The organism is Devosia sp. Leaf64 (genome assembly GCF_001421945.1).
GTDB lineage: Bacteria > Pseudomonadota > Alphaproteobacteria > Rhizobiales > Devosiaceae > Devosia.
In genome coordinates, this window is record NZ_LMLO01000012.1 from 65,586 (window position 1) to 83,426 (window position 17,841).

The 17,841-nt window shown below is 53.3% G+C and carries 16 protein-coding genes and 1 pseudogene; 1 reads left to right on the forward strand and 16 read right to left on the reverse strand.

Annotated features, from left to right (window positions below):
- The 15 genes and pseudogenes from rfbB to ASE94_RS05985 form a co-directional block, all read right to left on the reverse strand.
- A pseudogene (gene rfbB / locus ASE94_RS21460) lies at positions 1-992 on the reverse strand (dTDP-glucose 4,6-dehydratase); the annotation flags it as partial.
- Positions 993-1,022: 30 nt separating this feature from the next.
- Positions 1,023-1,589 carry a dTDP-4-dehydrorhamnose 3,5-epimerase gene (gene rfbC, locus ASE94_RS05920; protein WP_062629982.1) on the reverse strand — a complete coding sequence of 189 codons (567 nt, stop codon included), beginning with the start codon at positions 1,587-1,589 and terminating at the stop codon, positions 1,023-1,025.
- Between the two features lie 18 nt (positions 1,590-1,607).
- Positions 1,608-2,585, reverse strand: coding sequence for a glycosyltransferase (locus tag ASE94_RS05925; RefSeq protein ID WP_062629621.1), 978 nt, complete (start codon positions 2,583-2,585; stop codon positions 1,608-1,610).
- A complete protein-coding gene (locus ASE94_RS05930) occupies positions 2,582-3,496 on the reverse strand; it encodes a glycosyltransferase (protein WP_162236054.1) in 915 nt (304 codons plus the stop codon). The genes ASE94_RS05925 and ASE94_RS05930 overlap by 4 nt, the downstream gene beginning before the upstream one ends.
- Positions 3,497-3,510: 14 nt before the next feature.
- A complete protein-coding gene (locus tag ASE94_RS05935) occupies positions 3,511-4,590 on the reverse strand; it encodes a glycosyltransferase family 2 protein (protein WP_062629623.1) in 1,080 nt (359 codons plus the stop codon).
- The gene (locus tag ASE94_RS05940) at positions 4,587-5,447 is read right to left on the reverse strand and encodes an alpha-1,2-fucosyltransferase (protein ID WP_062629624.1); all 861 of its coding nucleotides are present in this window, start codon (positions 5,445-5,447) and stop codon (positions 4,587-4,589) included. The genes ASE94_RS05935 and ASE94_RS05940 overlap by 4 nt, the downstream gene beginning before the upstream one ends.
- A gap of 2 nt (positions 5,448-5,449) precedes the next feature.
- On the reverse strand, positions 5,450-6,316 hold the full coding sequence (locus tag ASE94_RS05945) for a CatB-related O-acetyltransferase (protein ID WP_062629625.1): 867 nt from the start codon (positions 6,314-6,316) through the stop codon (positions 5,450-5,452).
- On the reverse strand, positions 6,313-7,320 hold the full coding sequence (locus ASE94_RS05950; protein WP_062629626.1) for a glycosyltransferase family 10: 1,008 nt from the start codon (positions 7,318-7,320) through the stop codon (positions 6,313-6,315). The genes ASE94_RS05945 and ASE94_RS05950 overlap by 4 nt, the downstream gene beginning before the upstream one ends.
- A gap of 1 nt (position 7,321) precedes the next feature.
- Entirely contained in the window at positions 7,322-8,560 is a 1,239-nt protein-coding gene (locus tag ASE94_RS05955) for a polysaccharide ABC transporter ATP-binding protein (RefSeq protein ID WP_062629627.1), read from the reverse strand.
- Positions 8,561-8,562: 2 nt separating this feature from the next.
- Positions 8,563-9,429, reverse strand: a complete 867-nt coding sequence (locus tag ASE94_RS05960) for an ABC transporter permease (RefSeq protein ID WP_082460980.1) — start codon at positions 9,427-9,429, stop codon at positions 8,563-8,565.
- On the reverse strand, positions 9,426-10,619 hold the full coding sequence (locus tag ASE94_RS05965; protein WP_062629628.1) for a DegT/DnrJ/EryC1/StrS family aminotransferase: 1,194 nt from the start codon (positions 10,617-10,619) through the stop codon (positions 9,426-9,428). The genes ASE94_RS05960 and ASE94_RS05965 overlap by 4 nt, the downstream gene beginning before the upstream one ends.
- The gene (locus ASE94_RS05970; protein ID WP_082460982.1) at positions 10,616-11,539 is read right to left on the reverse strand and encodes a GDP-L-fucose synthase; all 924 of its coding nucleotides are present in this window, start codon (positions 11,537-11,539) and stop codon (positions 10,616-10,618) included. Before ASE94_RS05970 ends, ASE94_RS05965 begins: the two co-directional genes overlap by 4 nt.
- 40 nt (positions 11,540-11,579) lie before the next feature.
- On the reverse strand, positions 11,580-12,683 hold the full coding sequence (gene gmd / locus ASE94_RS05975; RefSeq protein ID WP_062629630.1) for a GDP-mannose 4,6-dehydratase: 1,104 nt from the start codon (positions 12,681-12,683) through the stop codon (positions 11,580-11,582).
- A gap of 170 nt (positions 12,684-12,853) precedes the next feature.
- Positions 12,854-13,996 (reverse strand): glycosyltransferase family 4 protein, encoded by a 1,143-nt coding sequence (locus ASE94_RS05980; protein WP_062629631.1) that lies wholly within the window; start codon positions 13,994-13,996, stop codon positions 12,854-12,856.
- Positions 13,993-14,826, reverse strand: coding sequence for a glycosyltransferase (locus ASE94_RS05985; protein ID WP_082460983.1), 834 nt, complete (start codon positions 14,824-14,826; stop codon positions 13,993-13,995). The genes ASE94_RS05980 and ASE94_RS05985 overlap by 4 nt, the downstream gene beginning before the upstream one ends.
- 352 nt (positions 14,827-15,178) lie before the next feature.
- Here ASE94_RS05985 and ASE94_RS05990 point away from each other — a divergent pair, with 352 nt between their 5' ends.
- Positions 15,179-16,201: an acyltransferase gene (locus ASE94_RS05990; protein ID WP_156351925.1), complete on the forward strand. Its 1,023-nt coding sequence runs from the start codon at positions 15,179-15,181 to the stop codon at positions 16,199-16,201.
- A gap of 346 nt (positions 16,202-16,547) precedes the next feature.
- Here ASE94_RS05990 and ASE94_RS05995 read toward each other — a convergent pair whose 3' ends face one another.
- Positions 16,548-17,723: a tyrosine-type recombinase/integrase gene (locus ASE94_RS05995; protein ID WP_062629634.1), complete on the reverse strand. Its 1,176-nt coding sequence runs from the start codon at positions 17,721-17,723 to the stop codon at positions 16,548-16,550.
- Positions 17,724-17,841: the final 118 nt, after the last annotated feature.

Consider the following 17,841-nt stretch of genomic DNA (forward strand, 5'->3'; position numbering starts at 1 on the left):
CCACCACCATTCATTCTCTAGGTACCACCTTACGGTCTTTTCGATACCGCTGTCGAAATCCCTCCTGCGCGCGCCAGCCCAACTCCTCCTCCAGTTTGGAGGCGTCGATCGCGTAGCGAGCATCGTGACCCGGTCGGTCCGCTACATATGTTATGAGACTGGTGTGTGACGAAGATTTCGGTGCGAACTTATCCATCAGCTCGAAAATGCGAGTGACGACATCTATATTTCGGCGTTCATTGTGCCCGCCGACATTGTACGTCTGCCCAACCCGGCCGCGCTCTGCGATAATGTCGAGTGCACGCGCATGGTCCTCTACGTAGAGCCAATCACGAATATTGGCACCATTCCCGTATACTGGCAGCGGCTTACCTTCCGCCGCATTAAGGATCGTCAACGGGATGAGTTTTTCCGGGAAGTGGTAGGGCCCATAGTTGTTGGAGCAAAATGATGACTGGAAGCCCATAGGTGCGCTCCCAAGCTTTTGCCAAATGGTCAGAGGCGGCCTTTGAAGAGGAATAGGGAGAGTTTGGATCGTAAGGCGTCGTTTCCGTAAACTGGCCTTCCTCGCCCAGCGATCCGTAGACTTCATCAGTCGAAACATGCAATAAGCGGAAGTCGGCCTGCTGCCTGTAATCGAGGGCGCTCCAATAGTGCCGGGCGCATTCGAGCATGTTGTAGGTACCGATAATGTTCGTATCGATGAATTCTCTGGCACCCGTAATAGAGCGGTCGACGTGGCTCTCAGCGGCAAAATGCATGACCCGCTCTGGTCGAAATGTCGACATCGCCTCTTAAATCACGGCGAAATCGCATATGTCCGCTTTCAGGAAGCGGTAACCTGGTAGTCCGGAAACGGCCGCAAGAGATGTCAGCGTCCCCGCATAAGTCGGTTTGTCGATATTAAGTACGTCATAGCCCTTAACCCGCAGCAAATAGCGTATGACCGCAGATTCGATGAAGCCTGCGCCACCTGTGACCATCACCTTCATAACGTTTATCCTTAAGCGAGGTTAGCGAACCTAAGTGGTCTCATACCTAAAAGCCTGACCAAGATTGGCTAACGTCGGCTGCTTGCGATCCTTGTCGGAGAGTATCGCATCGCCGGACAAAACAGGCCATTTTATGTTGACGTCCGGATCGTCCCAAGCCAGACCGCGATCATGTTCCGCGCTGTAATAATCCGTGACTTTGTAGCTGATCACGGTATTTGGCTGCAGCGTGCAGAAACCATGCGCGAAACCCGGCGGCACCCACAATTGACGGCCATTCTCGGCGGAAAGCTCCTCTGCAACAAACTCACCGAATGTTGGTGAACCGCTACGGATATCAACCGCAACATCAAGCAAGGCGCCGGACGTACATGAGACCAGTTTGCCTTGCGCCTTCGGTTCTAGCTGAAAATGCAAACCGCGCACCGTACCAGCTTCCGTCGACATCGATGAATTTTCTTGGACGAATGTGTATTGCCCAACCTCGGCCTCGAACACAGAGGCCCGAAAGCTCTCCATAAACCACCCCCGCAGATCACCCAGCTTCTTAGGGGTTATCAAAATTGGCCCGGGAACCTTTAGTCTTACAAAAAGCATCATGCTCACTTGCCTAGTTCAGCGGCGTACTACCCGGAAGTGCACCGATTTGAGAGCGTGCCTCACTGGAGCCGGCACGTGCGGGTATAACCGGTAGAATACCTTTTTGGCTGCCAGACGAGGATCCATCAGCATGGACCACCGGCGCTTTCGCATTAGCGGAGAGAAATACTCACGGTCCCCCGATATCAATATTCCGTAGTCGGTGAGTTGACCTAACCGACGAATTTTGAACCGCCGGAAAAGGTTCATCCACCCTCTCTTCACCACCGGATTTTCTCGCTGATCTGCGCCAAATCTCTCAAAAAGCAGCATCGCCTCGCCGAGCTCAACCTCGATGTCGTCTCGACAAATCTCGGTTACCTGATGGGTAGCATTGGTCGGCGTGGAAATCAGCGCTTCTGGCGTGAACGCGAACTTGCGGTTTCTCATGAGCATACGGAAATAGTAGTCGATATCGACAAGCCATTTCATCCGCTCATCATAATTGAGATTGGCAGTGCGCCTACTGATGGTGGCACTTGGCGCGCCAATGCAGTTTCCGAGGAACAAGCTCGCAGGATCAGTCTTCAGATCGGCAATCTGCTTGTCATCCGGACAGTGAACGCGTTTGAGACCGCTATCAACATGGTTAACTAGTGTCGCAGAAAAGCCAAAGTCAGCTTCCGGACTATCTTCCAGGAGCTTAACAAAGAGCCCCAATGCATCCCGCCGAATGAAATGGTCGTCGTGGTGAAGAATTTTTACGTATTCGCCGCGGGCCATATTGACGGCCGCATTCCAGTTGCGAGGAGACCCAAGTGAGGGCGAGTTGTGAACGTAGTGGAGCTTATCACCAAAGGAGAACTCCGTCAGCAGATCACGCACGCTCGAGTCGTTCGAGTCGTCTGAAACAATAATCTCGTAGTCCGTAAAATCTTGCTCCTCAATCGAGCGCAAAGTTTCCCGGAGAAACTCCACCTGACGGTAGGCCGGAATACAAATAGAAACTTTCACAGCCAACGCTCCAATATCCTGATCAGCTTTCGCACTACACGTTGTCGAAACATTCTATGAGGAGCTTGCGTCGGCACATCTTCTTCGGGAGAGCGAGTCTGGAATGAAAAGTAATCTTGCGCCCACCAGAAAGGCGCGATGAGCATACCCTTACGCTGCTCGACAAGCAGCTTGCATCGCTCCCATGCCTGAAGATTATGGCGCTTTCGCTCTTCGTCGGCAGAACCGCTAGTCAGTGAAAGGTTTGTATTGCGAGACCCCGTGCTCACATAATAGGTCGCAGTGAAATCCTCAACCACGGCCGGCTCGTGGTAGAAAGCCAGCCGGAGTAAAAAATCCCAATCCTCAGACCGATCCAGGTCCTCGCAGAATGGCCTATACCTTAGGCTGACATGCAACCTATTTCGGTCAATCAGGAAGCTATGGATAGGGAGAAAGTTCTCCTCCCATAGAGCTTTCAGGGAGAAAGCAAGCCTTCTGAAGGGACGGGTCTCGGACACCACTTGCAGCGCCTCGTCCTCTCTGCGCAGGACTACCTGTGCGTAGGCCCACGCGCGTCCGCTACCCTCGATCGCTTTCTGCAGTAACTCAACATGGGAAGGTTCCAGCGTGTCATCGTCATCCAGGAATCCTACGTACCGCCCCTTCGCCGTGTCCCAGCCTATATTAAGGCTCTCTGCACGTCTGTCGCCCAACCCAGCATTCCTGATCGCGTGCACCTGCAGATCAGGAAATTCGCCCGACAATAATTGCACGCCTGTCCAACGCTCATCATCCGACCCTTGGTAGACGATAATTATTTCTAGCGGGCGCTGATTATTGGCTAGGACACTTTCGAGAGCACGCCGGATTTCACGCGGCCTTTCGCCGACTGTGCGCATAACTATGCTCACCAGATTGTTTTGGAACATCTGATGTTTCTCCATCACGACAGCCTGATACGAGCCGAAATTCGCCTAAGCGCAGCGTTAATCCGCCGCGCAGTTTGCAAGAAAAGCCGTTTAGTACGAGGTTGCGGCTTCAAGTCTTTGATATCTTCAGCGGACAAGTAGTGCTTAGTGCTCGAATTGACTGCCAGGTCGAAAAGGTTTGTTCCCGTCCTCTGTGCTGTTTCAAGAAACTTGCTGCGAAGAATCGAATGCAATGCCTCAGCGTCCCAATATCCACTTCGTCCATTCGCCTGTTCCAAACGGAGGAACCATGCGGCGAGATTCGGCATGTAGTCAGCGATGGCTATAGGCCGCTCTAATATCACACTTTCATGCAGCGCAATGTCCTCATCATCTACAAGGACTCCACACTCTTCTAGCATCTTCCTGCGCACACGCAGAGAGGCAGCGTACTGCTTGTCAGACGAATCGGAACTTACTTGTTGCGCATGTAGTCGATAATTCAGGACTACATCGTGGAGGTTGGCTGCCCTTACAGTTAGTAACAGGCGACTCCAAAGGTGATAGTCTTCGGCATGGCGGAAGTCGTCGTCGTACCGCATGAGGCCTCGATCTACCAGCTCTCGCCGAAAGGTTAGCGCCGGGTGAGCCAGCGGGCAGTAAAAGAGCATTGCGGCGCGTATCGCCTCATGGTCCGTCGGAAAATGAAAATCCTTTGTAGAAATATTCCCAAAAAAGCGGATCCCACCACCAACTATCGCTACCTCGGGATTAGCCTGGAGATAAGCGACCTGCCTCCCCAAGCGCTCTGCATCACATACGTCATCAGCATCCATCCGGGCGATCAGTGGCGCTCGGCATTGAGCATAGGCATGATGGAGCGTAGCTATTAGCCCCATGTTTCGGTCGTTCCGAAGCAATCTTAGCCGGGCGTCGTGCGCGAATGACTTTAGAATCTCGCTCGTTCCATCCGTCGAGCCGTCATCCACCACCAGTAGCTCGAAATCGCCGAAGCTTTGGCCGAGTACGCTGGCGACTGCTTCCGCAAGGAATTTTTCCGCGTTGAATGTAGGGATAACAACGCTTACAGCCGGGCCGGCGCCAAGGCCACTCACATTCGCACCCAGCGAGCCGGGAGAAGATCGCGTGGATCTGGGGTGTTCCCAGCAAACCATTGTAAGGGCGCAACGGTGACGGAATCCTCACGACCGTCAAGCCATGCGCCCCACCAGCTGAAGGAGCTGTTCGCGATCACGTGATGGCGACAAGCCGTCATCAATCGCAAGTCCTCATAGTTTGACGCTGCGTCGTTGTCGCGTACGAGATACATGGCGCCAGGCAACTTTAGATTTGCGGCGACCCAGTCATGATCATCAGAAAAAACATACGCAACCAAGTCGAGGCCTGTCACATCACGCAGGTACGTGACGGCACGCTCGTAGTAATCGATACCACAAGTGCCGTGGAAGGCAGCCGCGGCTGGCGTCGATACGTAGTCTCCTCTGCGGATATGCAGGGATACAGAATTGGTGCTCGCGATCTGCTCCAGCCAACGCAGGTTGGCCGCGCTCGGCGGATTGCGGATCGCGAAATCCGCCCTAATGACTTCCGCTACATCGCCAAAATATTTTTCAGACTGCCAGTAGCCATCCAGGTAGGTATTGTCGGGTAGACCTATTACCTGTTCATCAAACGTAAACGTGCGCTCCGCGTAAAGTCTGAGCGGTCCGGGCCGAAACCTACGGAATATACGATGAAAACGTCCTTCACCCGGCATGTTAGGTACCAGGTAGCTCGGCGCGTCTGAAATAGGCGCATTGAAACAGGCCATGCCGAACGCATGAGTCTTGTAGTCGCCAAAGGCTCGGCGATCGATGCGAAACGGCACTCCAAGCCTTTCCGCCAACGCTCGGCCGGCAGCATACTGAAACATTTGGTTGCCAAGGCCACCGATTAAACGACTAACGATCATATTTATAGCTTGAGCTCTGTCGCAATTGCCTGAATGCGCGTACGCGCCTCTGAAGCAGGGAGTTCCCACCAGGCGCTTCTAAGGACGGCTTTGATTTTGTCCGCCGGAAACCGATAGCCGATGCATCGCGCCGGGGAACCTGCCATGATCGCAAACGGCTCCACATCGTGATTGACGAAAGAATTGGCTCCTATGACCGCCCCTATGCCTACATTAACACCACGACGTATCACGCAAGATGCGCCGATCCAAACATCGTGACCAATGACGCAATCAGCGCGGGTGAGTTTTTCATAGGGCTCGTCATAGAACAGAGAGCTAGTTGAAACTTGATCCAGGAAATGCTCTCCAGGACCAATTAGCACCCCATCAGCAACGGAAACATAGCGGCCAATATTTGTTTTTGTTATATGGCAATTGAATCCTATATATGTGTTCGCGCCAATGTTACTGTCTGGCGATACTATGCTCCCTTGCATTACTTTTGTATTTTCGCCATTAAAGAATGGAGCGGTATTATCATCGGAATTGATGCTTTTAACCAACGGCATTTGTAGTGAGCCCTGAACGTCCCTCGCGATGCAGTCGCGAGCAATCCAGTGGGCCCATTCGACTGATGCAGCACTCAACGGCTTTTCCAGAAGCGCGTCGTGTCGATCGCGAGCCAAAAGCAAGTCAGCTGGGCCTTGTGGCAGTGCAGCGCGTAGTATCCATTCGGCAGCCTCGCGCTGGCTGCGATCTTCTGCCGTTCTTGATCTCGATACAGCGAGCAGCGCGGCCGTTTCCGGTCGCAGCCCACGTGCAACGATAGAACGTGCGAATCGGTAAAGCGGCCTCTTTAACCATGCGATGATCGCGCGTTTCGTCATGGTTGTCGGTTACCTGTCCCCCGGCCGAATAGCTTAGAAAATGCCTTGGTGAGAACTCTTCCAGACGATGCCGGCTCCACACCTCCAACAACATCGTCTAAAGTGATCGGGAATTCTGAATTCGGAGCCAACGTCAATCGCGCTGGAGGACGGTCGACTACTAACGTTTGAAGCCTAATCGCGAGGTTGGCAAAAAACTGTAGATTGTAGAGATAGTATAGGCGTGCCCTCGCTATATAACCGAGGCTATCTTCGTATACGTCCGGTGTGTTGAGCAGACGTTCGATAGCATTCAATGCCGCGTCAGGATCCTCGATATCGATTCTAAGATACGCATTTTCAGGCAAATAGCGCTCAAGGTTGCTGCATCCATAATAAATTGGGTAGCAGTACGCTAGCAGCGCGTCCGGCAGTTTCTCAGTAAGCCAATCTGGACCCTGGTAGTTTTCTAGCACGATTGCGAAACGGTACGAAGACAGCAAGTCCCATTTGCTATCAAAATCGCGTATTCCACGGCCCCAGACATCTATGCGATCTCCGAAGCGGGCCTTGAGCTTATCGACAAATTCGAGCCTTCCGCGGTGACCGTCGGTAAAGGCCTTGTCTGATGATATGACGCACATTTCACGTTGCTTGGGAAAAGGTTGCATGGACGCAAGCTCGTCGAAAGTCTTCTCTACAAACCAGGGATGCCCCTGTTGAATTCTGACTTGTCCGCCGTGGTCGAGGTCATTCCGCCCGCTGACTACATGGGCAAACTGGTTCAAAAACGCCGGCTTGTATGAGCCAACTGAATCAGGCTCTCCAGCGATAAAGATAACGTTCTCCGGCGGGCATATTGTTTCCTCTGGTTGAGATAAGGACTCGAAGACAACCCACGCGTCGCAACGCTCTACAAACTTATCCACATGGAACCTAAACGGACCCCATTCCATCTGAGCATTAGGCGTTTGGCGGGCCCAAGGCCAGTTGGGGGCGCATGTAGTGAGTTTGATATCTATCATATCAGTCGGAAATCCGCTCGAGCTGCCACTGAGGCCGCAGATATACGTGACCGAATGTCTGCTCCCGTTCGTGCTGCAGATTGAACAACGTCGGGCGGCTGATCCGAAAGGGCTGCAGTGCATTACTGGCGAAGTAATCACGTACGCCAAACTGGCTCGAGTGGACCTCCAGAACGTAATCACCCGCTACAAGGAACCCCTCCGGAATTTGTGCCGTCGCGCGATAGGTTCCCGGCTCTACACTTTCCAGGTCCGGCGCGAGATCCGCAAGAAGTACCCGCGAAATAATCTCGCCGAATATACTCTTGATGTAAAAGCCTATCCGGAAGTTCCTGAGGGACTCCTTCGCATGGTAGATCAATTCGATATCGATCGGCAGATTGCCGTCAAAGTTAAAGTTAGGATTCTTGCGGCCGCCTTGGGTGGCGTGCACAGCAAGCAAGTCGATCTGGTCCGTTTCCAGAGGCATGTTGGCACCACCGACATGCATGGCATGCCTCATGTAGTCGCCAATCGCGTCATCGACCCGCGTCTTCTGCTTGATCCGACCATGCTCAATGAGAATTGCAGTTTCGCAAAGGTCCTTAACGGCGCTCATGCTATGACTGACAAAAAGTACAGTTCGGCCTTGCGATGCAAGTTCACGCATCTTTGCATAGGATTTCTGCTGGAAATGAGCGTCCCCTACGGACAGAACCTCGTCAAGGACGACGATATCAGGCTCGAGGAACGCAGAAACAGCGAATGCCAACCTCACGTACATTCCGCTAGAATAGCGTTTAACTGGCGTATCCAGAAAACGTTCAACTTCTGCAAAGTCTACGATGGCATCAAATTTCTTCCGTACCTCTGCACGAGACATACCGAGCAGCGCGCCATTAAGAAAAACGTTCTCTCGGCCCGTCAGCTCTGGATGAAAGCCTGTACCAACTTCAAGAAGGCTGCTTAGGCGCCCCCGGATTTCAATGCGCCCTTCCGTGGGGGACATAACGCGCGAAAGTATCTTCAACAGCGTGGACTTGCCGGCGCCATTTCGCCCGACGATCGCCATTCGCTCGCCTTGTTCTACCTCGAAGCTAATGTCGCGGAGAGCCCAAAAGTCTTCGTCCGAGGATGATTGATTTTGATCCCCTCGTGTCAGAAATTTTCCTAAAAGGCCACGCCGAGCGCCTTTGCTTTGCTCTTGGTGATGAATCCTGAACTTCTTAGATATGCCGTCGACGACAATGCTCTTACTCATGGTCAGAGCGCGTCCGAAAAACGGTGTTCACTACCGCGGAAGAAACGCAGACCTGTCCAGAGGATCAATGTGGTCACTATTACAGACACCAGTACCTCGATCGGCCGCAAGCCCTGTGCATCGCCTAGGAGAGTCCAACGAAATCCGTCAATGATTCCAACCATGGGATTCAGAGCATACAGCAGACGCCACTTCTCAGGGACAACACTACTAGCGAAACCAACCGGCGACAGATAGACGCCAAGTTGGAGAACAACGGGCAGCAAGTGCCGATAATCACGATACCAGACACTCAAAGCCGCAACCCACAGACTCGATCCCAAAATTAGGAAACATAACTGCAACAAAAAAAGCGGCAGAAATAGCGCATTGAGCCCTGGCGGCATGCCGTAAACGAAGGACATAACGAGATATACCGTCATGGCCAATAGGAAATCCGCCAGCCCTACCAATACGGAAGACAACGGGATGATGAGGCGCGGAAAGTAGACCTTCGACACCAAGTTGGCATTGCCCACAACACTGTTGCTTCCGTCCGATAGCGCTGCCGAAAAAAACAGCCAAGGCAGCAATCCCGCGAACACCATGAGTGCATACGGCGCTCCGTTGGAAGGAAGATTGGCGATATTACCGAACACTAGAGAGAAGACCAACATAGTAGCGAGCGGACGCAACAGTGCCCAACCTATGCCCATGGCCGTCTGTTTGTAGCGTACCACCATATCGCGCCACACCATCATGCCAAGGAGCTCGCGCCCTTCCCAGAGCTCGTTCCAATAGCGCTGCCCGTCAGGCTTGGACGTGATTACAGTTACCGGTCCGACTGCGTGCGCCCGCGCCGCCTTAATTTCGTTAGCGTCACCACTCATGTGTTTGCCGACTTAGTGAGCTCGTTCAGGGCGGCCCTCAGAGTTTCGAACTGCTCCGTCAGTTCATAATGATGATTACCGATGAAAAGCCCGTTCTCGTCGAGATCGTCGGCGTTCTTCAGCCCCCCGTGGATCTCATAGTCAAACCAGCGTAGCACCTCATTCTTGGCAAAGTTCCCAGCCACGATCGGGCGTACGTCGATCTTGTGCGAGTTGAAGACGCGCACAACATCCGCACGCTTGAATGGCATCCCCGCTTCAACAATCAAGCTGAACCCGAACCAACTGCTCTCGCCAATTTCCTCTTGCGTACGGAATTGCGGATACTCGCGCATAAGCTCCTTAAAAAGCTGCGCATTTCTCCGGCGCTCAGAGACGATGTCTGGAAGTTTTCGGACCTGCTCAATCCCGATCGCGCCGCTCATTTCCAGCGGACGCAGGTTGTATCCGGGAAGAACGAACTTGAACGACTCTACAAAGGCATCGTCACTTTTAGTGCCCGTCAGTAAGTTGTGCTTCGGCAGGTTGCGCGTCCAGCCATGGGCACGCACGGAAAGCATGATATGATAGAGTTCCTCGTCATCCGTCACCACCATCCCGCCTTCCATCGTGGATATATGATGACTGAAGAAGGCGCTGTAACTGCCCAATAGCCCGAACGTGCCGGTTTGACGACCGCCATATGTGGCGCCTAGTGACTCGCAATTATCCTCGACAACGATGATATTGCGTTCGCCAACAATGTTGCCGATGGCAGCGAAATCGTTGGAGTTTCCGAGCAGATTGACAACCATGATCGCGCGCGTCTTTTCAGTCACCGCATCCGCGAGAGCGCCTAGATCGTAGTTTAATGTGTCCCGGTCCACGTCAACAAATTTGAGCTTGAGACCGTATTGCTGAAGTGGATGGTACGTCGTGCTCCAAGAAACCGCCGGCACTATGATTTCATCGCCTGCCAGAAGCGCGTTATCCTTGCGGAAGCGTAGCGCAGCGATCATCAAGAGATTGGCCGATGACCCTGAGTTCACCATTACGCAATAGCGACTGCCTGTGTAGGCAGCGAACTGCTTTTCAAACTCTTGAACATGCGCTCCCATGGTGAACATGTCAGACTCGATCACCCGCTGGATCGCCTGATACTCTGCATCATCCCAGGTCGATGTCGCCAAAGAATAGTTGCGATTGCTCATGCCTGATGTCCCTGCAAATAAAATTGGTAGGTCTGCTCGACGCCCTGATCCAGATTTGTCGTCGCGCGCCAGCCCCATTCTTTAAGCTTGTCGATATTCACAAGCTTCTGAGCCATGCCTTCCGGTTTGGTAAGATCGTGAACGAACGTACCCGAATACCCGACAATACGGGCGACAGCATGATAATAATCGAGGATCGATAAGTCCGAACCGAGGCCAACGTTCATAAGCCCAGGTAGCGCCTCAAACCGCTCCACTGCACTCCATACACAGTCGGCAAGGTCGCCGGCATACATAAATTCGCGCCTTGCGTTACCCGTGCCCCAGACTTCCACTTCTGTGAGACCGGTCCTCTTGGCCTGAGAGACCTTATGGATAATCGCGGGAACGAGATGCGAATGCGCCGGATCGAACTTGTCGTGCGGCCCGTAAAGATTGCACGGGACCAACGTTTTATACTGAAAGCGCGGATCTTCGCGTTCGATATATTCGCAAAGCCGAGCAACGAGAATTTTCGCCAGAGCGTAGCCTTCGTTGGTTGGCTCTAACTCCCCCGTCAAAATCATCTCTTCGCGTAGAGGATTCTGGGCATTGCGCGGGTACATGCAAGAGCTTCCAAGGTTCAGCAGGCGCGTCACCCCGGCCTCACGAGCCGCCAGAAGTATGTTGCGCCCCATGTCAAGGTTGTCTGTGAGGAATGCAACGGGTTCGCGGATATTTGCCTGAATGCCGCCAACACGGCCAGCAGCATGAATAACGAAATCCGGCTTATACCGTTTGAACCAGCTACTGACGGACGCAAAGTTCCGCAGGTCTAGCTCTTGACTAGTAGGTCTGAGCATCTCGTGCTCTGCCGCCTTCGAGTGGTCAATAATATTCCGACCGACCATTCCGCGGCCACCGGTTAGCAAGATGCGCATACGATTCCAAGGTAGCTAGAGGGACAACCAACAACCCGCGTCAGTCACGACGGTCGAATGCATCAAAACCATGCTGCTTAACCAGCTCGTCTCTTTGCGCTGAAATTAGATCCTCCCGGACCATCTCGGCCACCAAATCCGAGAATTTAGTCCGTGGCTCCCATCCCAGCTTCGTTTTCGCTTTTGTCGCATCGCCTAGCAGAGTCTCGACTTCTGTCGGCCGGAAATAGCGTGGATCAACCTCTACTATCGGACTGCTTAGGGTCGCGCCTCCTGGTTTAATCCAGTAGCCCTTCTCATCGACGCCGGCCCCCTCCCACCGGATTTGCATATCAAGCTCCTTCGCTGCAGCGTCTACGAAGTCACGGACACTGTACTGCACGCCTGTGGCTATGACAAAATCCTCAGGCTGGTCTTGCTGGAGCATCAGCCACTGCATTTCCACGTAGTCACGCGCGTGACCCCAATCGCGCTTCGCATCCAGGTTGCCGAGATAGAGACTCTGCTGCAGCCCAAGTTTAATTCGGGCGAGTGCTCGCGTAATTTTTCTGGTGACGAAGGTCTCGCCGCGGTTGGGGCTTTCGTGATTGAACAAAATGCCGTTACAGGCATATATTCCATAGGCCTCGCGGTAGTTGACGGTAATCCAGTAAGCGTAGAGCTTCGCAACTGCGTATGGGCTACGCGGATAAAACGGCGTGGATTCCTTCTGCGGCACCTCTTGAACCAATCCATATAGTTCAGATGTACTTGCCTGATAAAACCGAGTCTTGCTGGTCAAACCAAGAATACGAATAGCTTCCAAAATTCTCAACGCACCCAAAGCGTCTGAATTTGCCGTGTACTCCGGCTCCTCAAAACTTACCGCCACGTGACTTTGCGCAGCTAGATTGTAAATTTCATCCGGCTGGACCTTTTGGATAACGTGAATAAGGCTGGATGAGTCCGTCATGTCGCCATGATGAAGGACAAAGCGCCCATCTGAAACATGCGGGTCCTGAAATAAATGATCGATACGATCGGTGTTGAAGAGAGACGTCCTTCTCTTCAGCCCATGTACCTCATAATCTTTCTCCAGCAAAAATTCCGCTAGATAGGCACCGTCTTGACCGGTAACACCTGTAATGAGAGCGATTTTTTTCATGCTTATTACCGCGGCAAGCTTTACTATTTAAATAATCCACATATTTCGCATGCAGCGACGCAAGTGGATCACAGGTGAGGTTTGAAGAGTATGGGGTTCACGCCGGGATATAAGAACTCTGGTTTTCGGTCAACAGAGCTACCGAACTGCGGCCAGCCTAAGCGTGACTATCACCCCCTACCCGCAATCATCCGATGATACAGGGCCAAAGTCTGCCCGATCACTTGTTGCGATGAGAATTCCGTTTCGACACGAGCCCGCCCCCTTTTACCCATTTGCGCGCGGAGGTCAGGATCACAGATGAGCTTCAGCAACGCTTGTTGCAGTGACGTTGCGTCGCGCGGCGCGACGAGCAGGCCATTGTCACAGTGGCGTACTGCGTCGCGGCAGCCAGGAACGTCGGTTGTAACGCAAGGTAGACTCGCGGCCATCGCCTCGAGAAGCGACTTCGGCAAACCTTCTCGATACGATGGAAGACAAGCGATTGCTGCCTGCTGAAGCACGGAAGCGATGTCTGTGCGAAACCCCCAGAACTCAACATGCCCCTCTTTGCGCCAATCTCTGAGTGTGGCCTCATCAATTGAAGCTCGATTGCCTGGATCAATATCACCGATGACAGCAAACCTAACCGAGATACCCGCCCGTTTTATCCGACGGGCCGCCTCGACAAATTCACCAATCCCCTTGTCCCAGAGAAGTCTCGCGACCAGTACGACCAAAGGTGGCGACGCAAAAACCCCTCCCGCCGGGTAGTCATCCGGCCTAACACCTGCGCCCGCTATCAACACTGCGTCATTCTCCCGCACGTACCCCCCGTTCGCAAAGGTGCTTAGGTCGTCATTGTTTTCAAATACCACCTTGCTTCCACGCGGATTCATTAGACGCTTCAATGCGATCTGAGCGATGGGGCGCAGTAATCTGGTTGTAAATGACCGGGACGAGAACAAGTAACCAGTTCCGACGACAGCATTAATGATGTGAGGTATACCGCTGAACTTCGCCGCTAGACTACCGATCAAAATCGGCTTCAGTGCCACTTGGTGCACTAAGGCGGGCTTCTCATAACTGAACACTCGCCAGACATGAAATAAGGCCTTCACCCCCCCCAGGGGATTCAAAGAGCGACGATCCAGATCGAGGTGGATAACCCTTAGCCCAGCAGCTTTGATGCGCTCGCCATGATCAATAATACGGGTGAGTACGACAACTTCATATCCGGCATCACGAGCCGCCATCGCCCGCTCTAGGAAATGCGAATAGAAGAACCAATCGACGGATACAAAAAAAACTAGCTTCGGACGAGACGTAGTCATCCGTCAAATCCGTCACGTTTTTGCCTTGCGGTTCGATAGCGTCCAATTCCTGGAAGCCATCTTGCAAAAATTGCCTTCCCAGAAGCTAAAAGAAAGCCGTAAAGACGCCGCCAACTTGGGGCTACCAACCACTCTCTCAGCCAATGCCCCGCAACCTCGGCATAGCCAATAGAGGACATTATCGTTTGCCGCCTGTGCACACGATACTGTAGCAGCGGGCTCGGCAGATTGGCCATGGTTGCACCAGCCCTTTGCGCACGCAGCCACAGATCGGTATCCTCAGAAGCAAACCCGCCTAGGTAACCTTTCATATCCAGAAGAAACTGCCGACGAATGGCGACGGCGGGATGACAGAACACTGTACGCGTTGGCAACGCACGCACGATAGCCCGATGGGTTATGGGAAAATCCATTTGCCCAATGCACTTGCCAGCATCATCGATCAGCACCACTGCAGACCCGAGTATATCAACCGCTTCTGTTGCGAGACTATGTCTCAACACACCAAGACGCTGGGGAGTGCACACGTCGTCCGAGTCCATGCGTACAAGGTATTCCCCACTAGCCTCGTTTGCCAACACGTTTAAATTGAAAGCAAGTTGACCGACTGCAGTTCTAAAAAGACGGATGCGATTATCTTTAGAACAATATGAGACAAGCTTAGACCACAATGCATCATCACAATCGTTCGCAGCAATCAAGAATTCGAAATCGCGATCTTCCTGCATAAGGACGCTGTCGATTGCTTCGATGAGCCAAGGGTTATCTCGATTGACGCACATGACAAAAGACGCACTCGGACCAGGCGCATCACCTACTTCCATTCGCATGCGAGCCACATCTATCCTTAGTCAGCGATTTGTCTAATTTTTAGCCCGCGCGCCCGGCGTCACGCTGTGGCACAGCGCCCGTTCTGCCGCAGTTAGCAATCGGTCGCAATGGGGTACGATCGGAAGTGGTGGATCACCTCAATATTTAACCAAGCAAAAAGCCGCCGATCGTTCCGCTATTGGCATAGCCGACAAGAAGGGCCCGTTTGACGAAACAGGGCCCTCTCTTCTGCCCGTAGAGTTTAGGGCCTGCCGACTACGGCACGGGATGACCCTAAGCGCGATCCAGCCTCTTGCTCTTCAATTCGGATCCGGTCTGATATAGGCCGGCGGAGTGGCGTCGGAGAGATGGATGAGCCGGATCAAATCAGGGCAACTCGATACCGTCCAAGCTCTCCGGGGATTAGCAGCATTTCTTGTTATGCTCGCACACCTAGGCGGAATTGGCTCGCTGTACTCTTCGCTGCCCCTATTCGGCGCCCATCATGGCATTATCGGCGTCGACATATTCTTCGTTATCTCTGGGTTTATAATGGCCTACACCACCAGGCAAAGCTGGGGCATGGTTGGTCGTTTTGTATGCGCGAGAGTTACCAGAATTTACCCACTTTGGTGGCTTTGCTTGCTGATTGAAGCACCCATCATCTTTTCCTATCTAACAGGGTTCTGGGACGAATACGGAGCCTACTACATCAAATCACTGCTTCTGCTGCCGGCAACAAATCCGGGAGGAGAACCCTATCCAGTTTTAAGCCCCGGTTGGACGCTCATTTACGAGATGATCTTTTACGCCGTGTTCGCAGCCGTGATGACTACGTCTCGTGCAGGACTGACGGCCAAGATCACAGTTAGCTTGGTGTCACTTTGTCTAGTGGCGTTCATCCTGCCGACTGACTGGGACCTTACCGTCTACCTTCGGAACCCGGTCTATCTCGAGTTCGCTTTCGGCGTAGCGCTAGCAAGCGCTTACTCTCGTCGAAAAATTTCGGGCCGGCTCTTACTATGCTTGTTGGTTACAAGTGTTGTGGTCGCGTCAACGTATTCATTAGGCCAGTCGGCGAGGTTCATATATTACGGAGTGCCAGCATCATTGTTTGTTGCAACTGCGCTATACCTGCAGCAGCAAAACTGGCGAGTTCCGGCCTTTGCAAGATGGCTTGGAGACATTTCATATCCCCTTTACCTCCTTCAATCGATCGTCATGTTCAGGATGACGCCTGTTGTTTTGGGATGGAACATCTTTTCCGGACCTATGACATTGGTCGCCGTGGCAGCTTTATGCATAGCGGCCAGCGCAGCTGTACATTACTTATTCGAACGACCCGTGATGAACGCGCTCAAGCGAAGAAAAACACCCGCCACGACTCCCGCGTAATTCGACGCAGCCTAAAAGCAAAATTCTCCAGCGTTTTTCGTTGGTTGCCCGTGGCTTAATGGGGAGAGGGAAAGGTATTTGCCGCTTCGCCTAACTAGGCGAGACCAATTTGAGGTCAACAGTGAGGTATTTGCAAGTATCCGGCCGTCCAGCAAGATGTGGGGACACTCTGCCGACAAGGAAGGCCCATTCGGGGAAACAGGTCCTCCTCTGCAGGTCGAGTCCAAGGGCTATTGACTACGGCATGGGATGATCCTCAGCGCGATCTATCAAGCCCGATGCCGGCGGGCGGCCTGTCAAGTCGACAGGCCGAAGGTGAAAAAGCCGCGGCTCGTGATTTTTTGGATCACGCGATGGCCTTGGGGTGAACATCCAGCAGGGCCGCGTCTAAGACCCACGCCAGATGCTCGGCTCTATGGACTTGTCGGGCCGGAATTGATTTCGTGGAAATGGAGAAGGCTTCTCCCTCCTCAGCGTCGAAGCCTTCTTGCCCCATGCGCTCCAGCGTCCGGAGCCGTGCCACGGTCTCGTCAACCTTGGGCTTGCGGTAACGCAACAGCGACTTGATATCGACGTGCCCTGAAAAGTCCATAACCAGCTCGCTGGTCCAGCCGGCGTCAAAGCAACGGGACACCGCCTCGTGACGGAAGTCATGCCAGCGCAGCGTCCTAACACTTCCGAGGTCTGGGCGTCCGAGTGCCTTGGCTCTCTTGGCAGCACGTGCATATTCGAAAGCCTTCTTGAGCTTGCTGCCTGTGCATTTGAAGATTGCTCCACCATCCTGGCGCCCCGGCAGCGCTTCGACGATGTCTTGGGCGAGCTGCGAGAGGATGAGATAACGTCCACGACCATTCTTCGCATCAGCAAGCCAGATGGTTCCTGCTTCAGCATCGTAGTCTCTCCATTGAACCCGGAGTTGCTCGCTGCGCCGGCAGCCAGAGTCCAGCGCGAATTGCGCTGCAAGCGGCACGATGGGGTCATCCGCTGCGTGTAGTTCCGCAAACAGCAGTTCCTCCTCTTTCTCCAGCAGACGTCGCGGCCGCTCGTCGATCTCACGTGGCGGCTTGATGTATTCGAGCGGGGAACGACGCAAATCGTATGTACGAACGGCTTTTGCAAAGAGCGGCTTGAGCATGGTAAAATCGCGGAGCACCGTGTTCGGCTTCACCGTTTCGAGCCGATCCTCGATCCAATCCTCAAAGATATCTTCGGTAGCGTCCGAGAGCGGCGTCGACATCAGAACAGGATAATTTCGTTTGATGGCCTTGAGCCGGTAGAGCTCTTCTTTGGCGCCCTTGATTTTGCGCGTGCCGTTCTCGATCGCGGTTATGGCAGCGTCGATTACGTCCGCTACGGTTTTACGATGAGAGACCAAGCGGTCCACTTTGTGACCGCGATCATGGTCGCTCAGCACCTGACGCACAAACCGCTTGGCTTCCTCCAGGTCATCGAAAGATACTGTTTGGCTCGGGAAGCCTTTGCGGCGGATTTTGACCTGGTAGGAGGTCAGACGACCGTCCACGGAATCCGTTCGTAGATATGATCGGCGCCTTTGAGTTTTACAGTCGGCATACGTCTTTCTCGCGTTCTGGCGAAAAGATCGTTCACGCTGACGGCAGGAGCAACCGAGATCGAATCGT

Excerpts from the sequence above, each read along its gene's own strand:
- rfbC (WP_062629982.1), bottom strand. The coding sequence starts at position 1,589 with ATGCTTTTTGTAAGACTAAAGGTTCCCGGGCCAATTTTGATAACCCCT.
- ASE94_RS05930 (WP_162236054.1), bottom strand. The coding sequence starts at position 3,496 with ATGTTCCAAAACAATCTGGTGAGCATAGTTATGCGCACAGTCGGCGAA.
- ASE94_RS05940 (WP_062629624.1), bottom strand. The coding sequence starts at position 5,447 with ATGATCGTTAGTCGTTTAATCGGTGGCCTTGGCAACCAAATGTTTCAG.
- ASE94_RS05945 (WP_062629625.1), bottom strand. The coding sequence starts at position 6,316 with ATGACGAAACGCGCGATCATCGCATGGTTAAAGAGGCCGCTTTACCGA.
- ASE94_RS05950 (WP_062629626.1), bottom strand. The coding sequence starts at position 7,320 with ATGATAGATATCAAACTCACTACATGCGCCCCCAACTGGCCTTGGGCC.
- ASE94_RS05955 (WP_062629627.1), bottom strand. The coding sequence starts at position 8,560 with ATGAGTAAGAGCATTGTCGTCGACGGCATATCTAAGAAGTTCAGGATT.
- ASE94_RS05960 (WP_082460980.1), bottom strand. The coding sequence starts at position 9,429 with ATGAGTGGTGACGCTAACGAAATTAAGGCGGCGCGGGCGCACGCAGTC.
- ASE94_RS05965 (WP_062629628.1), bottom strand. The coding sequence starts at position 10,619 with ATGAGCAATCGCAACTATTCTTTGGCGACATCGACCTGGGATGATGCA.
- ASE94_RS05970 (WP_082460982.1), bottom strand. The coding sequence starts at position 11,539 with ATGCGCATCTTGCTAACCGGTGGCCGCGGAATGGTCGGTCGGAATATT.
- gmd (WP_062629630.1), bottom strand. The coding sequence starts at position 12,683 with ATGAAAAAAATCGCTCTCATTACAGGTGTTACCGGTCAAGACGGTGCC.
- ASE94_RS05980 (WP_062629631.1), bottom strand. The coding sequence starts at position 13,996 with ATGACTACGTCTCGTCCGAAGCTAGTTTTTTTTGTATCCGTCGATTGG.
- ASE94_RS05985 (WP_082460983.1), bottom strand. The coding sequence starts at position 14,826 with ATGCGAATGGAAGTAGGTGATGCGCCTGGTCCGAGTGCGTCTTTTGTC.
- ASE94_RS05990 (WP_156351925.1), top strand. The coding sequence starts at position 15,179 with ATGAGCCGGATCAAATCAGGGCAACTCGATACCGTCCAAGCTCTCCGG.